The following is a 4,168-nucleotide window of genomic DNA, read 5'->3' as shown; positions in this document are numbered from 1 at the left end:
ACTATTTGTGGGCAGTAAAACGCCCATTGATTAAAGTCTTTAATTTTTACAATATTTGTTAATAGATAAATTAAATAGGAGACAAATAGAAAGTAGTATCTTTTGTATGCATCACTATACTATATGTGTATTTGTGTGATTTTGATGTTGCATATTCTTTTTAAATTAGAAAGATGAAAAGTAAGTTTTTTCGGAAAATTTAAACGGAAACTATTGACTTTATGATTGGGTTTTTAATACAATGATACTTCGACTGAAAAATTAGAACGGACAGGAGGGAATCGTCGAAATGAGCAACATATTTGAAGATGAGTTACAAAAAATGAAGGATACTTTACATACGATGGATGAGCAATTGGATAAGCTTGAAAAAACCCCGGTTTATTATGGAGAAGATTTTAAAGAGCAAATTCTTGAAAGTATGAGGGAGTCTAATAGACAAAACTTACGTATTGGTGTGCAAGAGCCGTACTTTGGAAGGTTAGATTTTCAGGAAGATGGAAAAGAAGAAGTTATGCCGATTTATATCGGAAAAGTAGGGGTTTCGGATATGGACACGATGAAGCCAATCATTATCGATTGGCGGGCGCCTGTCGCAAGTATGTTTTATTCATTTACCGGTGGAGAAGAATTAGCATTTTATCAATCACCAGATGGGTTAGTAGAAGGTGATGTGTATTTAAAACGAAACATTTCCATTCGAAAAAGAGAACTTGAACGTGTTGTTGATACATATGTAAAAGGAAATGAAGATGTATCGCATGCCGATGATTTTCTTCTATATCGATTAGGTGAGAATAAAGATAATAAGCTAAAGGATATTGTTTCAACGATTCAATCGGAACAAAATGATATTATTCGAGCGGAAAGAAATTTACCATTACTTATTCAAGGGGTTGCAGGGAGCGGAAAGACAACAATTGCTTTACATCGCCTTGCTTTTTTAATTTATGAATATCGTGAACAACTAGAAGCAGAAAGAATGATCGTATTTGCGCCGAATAGTCTGTTTTTAGACTATATTTCGAGTGTACTTCCTGAATTAGGTGTAGGGAATATTAGTCAAACAACGTTTCCGGATTGGGCATTACGTACGTTAGATGATTCAGTGAAACTAAAGCAGACAGAAGAAAAATTGAAAGAAGCATTTTCAATTAATCGTGATGAAAAGAAGGTAATGCTAGGTAAATTAAAGGGTACGTTGGAATTTAAGACGTTTATTGAAGAGAGAATGATCCAATTTGAAAATGAGTTAGTTCCGACAAAAGATTTTGAGGCGTGGGATAGAGCGATTATTCCAGTAGAAGATATTAAAAAATGGATGCAAGTTGAATATAAACATTATCCTTTACAGAAAAGAAGAGAACGATTAGTAGGACGAATGAAGCGCTGGATTGAAATTGAACTTAAAAAATTCGGGGAAACAAACGAGAAAAAATTACTTAAAAAAGAAGCGACTAAGAGACTGAACGCATATATGAAGTTTTGGCCGAAAATGAGTGCTCTTTCACTGTATAGTTCAATAGTAAAAAGTAAAGAAATACTCGAGGTATTACCTGAAGAACTTGTTAAAGAAACAGAAAAGAGTTGTCGTAAAAAAGAAGTGTATGTAGAAGATTTACCAGCTTTAATATACATACATCATCGTATAACAGGGATTGAAATCGGGCAGAAGTTTCATCACGTTGTTATTGATGAAGCGCAAGATTTTTCGCCTTTCCAAGTTTATGTATTAAAAGAAATTACATTAGGTAATTCTTTCACTATATTAGGTGATTTATCGCAAGCGATTTATGATTACCAAGGAATTGAAGATTGGAACGCTTTTAAGGAAGTATTCCAAGAAACCGGTTATTATGAATTGACAAGAAGTTATCGTTCTACAAAAGAAATTATTGAATTTGCAAATGAAATAATTAAAAATGCAGAAATCCCAGTAGGACTCGCAACACCAGTCTTCCGCAGTGGAGAAGATGTGAAAGTAATTCATGCGGAAAATCAATTTACTGAAATTGTGAAGACGGTAAAACATTTGCAAAATGCAGATGTGAAAACAATTGCGGTAATCGGAAGAACAGAAGATGAATGCCGTGATATATATGTGGAATTAACAAATGCAGGATTAACGGTAAACGTAATTGAAGCAAACCAAAGTAAATATGAAGGTGGTATATCAGTAGTACCTGTCTATTTAGCGAAAGGTTTAGAATTTGATGCGGTGCTTTTAATTGATGTGGATGAAGAACATTACAAAGACACAAAACATGATGCAAAGTTACTATATGTTGGATGTACGAGATCACTTCATGACCTATGGATTTTCCATAGTGGGGAAGCGTCATCTTTAATTAAAGGATTAAAATAAAGTGAAACTATAATCAGTGGGGAGTTTTACTGCAAGCTAATGTGGGATAAATATAAAAAGAGGGTTTCTATTACTGTCTACTTAACAGGGAGATGACTATGAAGACCCTCTTTTTATATTGAAATTAATGTTCAATTTTAAACGAATAAAGCCATTAATATTAAATCTTGATAGCTACCATCCAATTTTACACCCTTTGCTTTTCTACCCTCTTCAAAGAAGCCTAGATTCTTATATAACTGGATTGCACCTAGATTATCTTCCATTACCTCAAGACAAACTTTTTCAATCTTACTGTTATTTTTAGCCCAATTGATTAACGTTTCTAGAAGAGCTCTTCCAATACCATAATTTCGATATTCGGGTAGTATGGTCATCGCAAAAGCCCCTTGATGACTAATTTTTTCTTTGTTTCCGTTCTTAAAATCTATTGCACCGACTAACTTACCATCAACTTCAGCAATAAACTGTACATAATTTGGATTTTCATGATAAGCTTTTAACGTTTTTTGAATAGCATCGATACGCACCTTTTTTACATCCTCAACCGTACTTAGCATGTATGGAGCGTTTATTAAAGCTTTTGAAGCAGAATCTAGTATTCTTTCTGCATCCCGTTCTTTAGCTTCTCTAATTATTATTGTTTTTCCATCCTTAGATTTATAAGTAAAAACATTAGTTGATAAGATACTACACACACCCTTTCGGAATATAATTAGTTGAATTTTTTAACTATCGTGCAATTATTAAGTAAGAAAAAGTCGTATCACCCTTTTCTGCAATCGCTCTACTTCAACTTAATGACGATTATTTCAAATATTTTTAATTTTTACAAGGATTTATTCCGTTATATAGCACGATTGTTGAATAACATGACTGGCGTTTTTTAAACAACTTTATTATCTCTGTACACGATGAATTAACGACTTGAGCTGTTGTGTAAATAATATACAATGACCTTTTCTAATTCCTTAGTTTGTTCTTTTCCCGTACACGAACGGCATCTACTGGAATTTGTGTATGTTTTAACCAATCTAGAATAAGGTGTAGTTGTTCTTGTATTTGCCCAATGTTTTGCTCCTTTATGTTCTTATTCTGAATTCTATCAATTAATTGAAGCATATAGGGAAGTTTTTCTATACATTCACTTAAATCTCCGCAATAACCTGAAGGGAATTCATGTGTACCAAATTCTAAAGTATTGATGTAATTAGAAACTAGGTATATCATGGCTTCTTGTTCGGTATCACCACCTAATTCAATCGCTTTTCGAAGGGATTTTTCTAAATCGTCTTCTTTATTGCTAGAGTCCATATAAATTCCTATCCATCTAAAAGGTCTTGAATCAAATGGGTTGTTTTCTGTCCATCTATATAGAATGTCAATTAGAAAACTATTTAGTGAGAAAGTTAAGACCTCATCTTTTTCGTTTAATACATCTAAAATAGTAAACAGCGAAATGGCAAACTCTTCTTGATCTTTTGATTCCCATTTCTTTGCATTTGTAATAAATGTCTCTAAATGTTTAAAAGCTAATTTTCGAAGTCCCGCTTCGCGATGCTGACAGTAACAAATAAAATCATGCCAATGCTCAGTTGTATTCATATGTATAATAATAGTTTGTAATTGCAGTGAGAGGTTTATCCATTATAAGTCCCCAATCTATTAAGCACGTGTTGAAAATTTAGTGTTATTATATCATTACATAAATTAAAGTAGGAAGAATTTAAGGTGGATTTTATTGGTCACGGGATCCAATCGATTGGTAATGTAGCGGTTCTAACAGCTGTCTCTTATACACAT

2 protein-coding genes and 1 pseudogene are annotated in these 4,168 nt (G+C 33.0%); 1 reads left to right on the top strand and 2 read right to left on the bottom strand.

Translation table 11 applies throughout. The annotated features are described in order from the left end of the window. Window positions 1-289 precede the first annotated feature (289 nt). Window positions 290-2,365 (top strand): HelD family protein, encoded by a 2,076-nt coding sequence (locus ABWK52_RS24540; RefSeq protein WP_087947688.1) that lies wholly within the window; start codon window positions 290-292, stop codon window positions 2,363-2,365. 137 nt (window positions 2,366-2,502) lie between these two features. On the opposite strand, the gene ABWK52_RS24535 is transcribed toward ABWK52_RS24540, so the two are convergent. Continuing rightward, window positions 2,503-3,063 (bottom strand): GNAT family N-acetyltransferase, encoded by a 561-nt coding sequence (locus ABWK52_RS24535; protein ID WP_000337114.1) that lies wholly within the window; start codon window positions 3,061-3,063, stop codon window positions 2,503-2,505. Window positions 3,064-3,284: 221 nt separating this feature from the next. Continuing rightward, window positions 3,285-4,013: pseudogene (locus ABWK52_RS24530) on the bottom strand (hypothetical protein). Between the last annotated feature and the right edge of the window lie 155 nt (window positions 4,014-4,168).

It is taken from the genome of Bacillus sp. AP50 (genome assembly GCF_040492675.1).
In the GTDB taxonomy this organism is placed as follows: Bacteria; Bacillota; Bacilli; order Bacillales; family Bacillaceae_G; genus Bacillus_A; species Bacillus_A cereus.
Note: the sequence above shows the minus strand (reverse complement) of the source record. Positions and strands in the feature narration are given on the sequence as shown.

Coding starts and splice junctions, on each gene's coding strand:
- ABWK52_RS24540 (WP_087947688.1), top strand. CDS start 290: ATGAGCAACATATTTGAAGATGAGTTACAAAAAATGAAGGATACTTTA.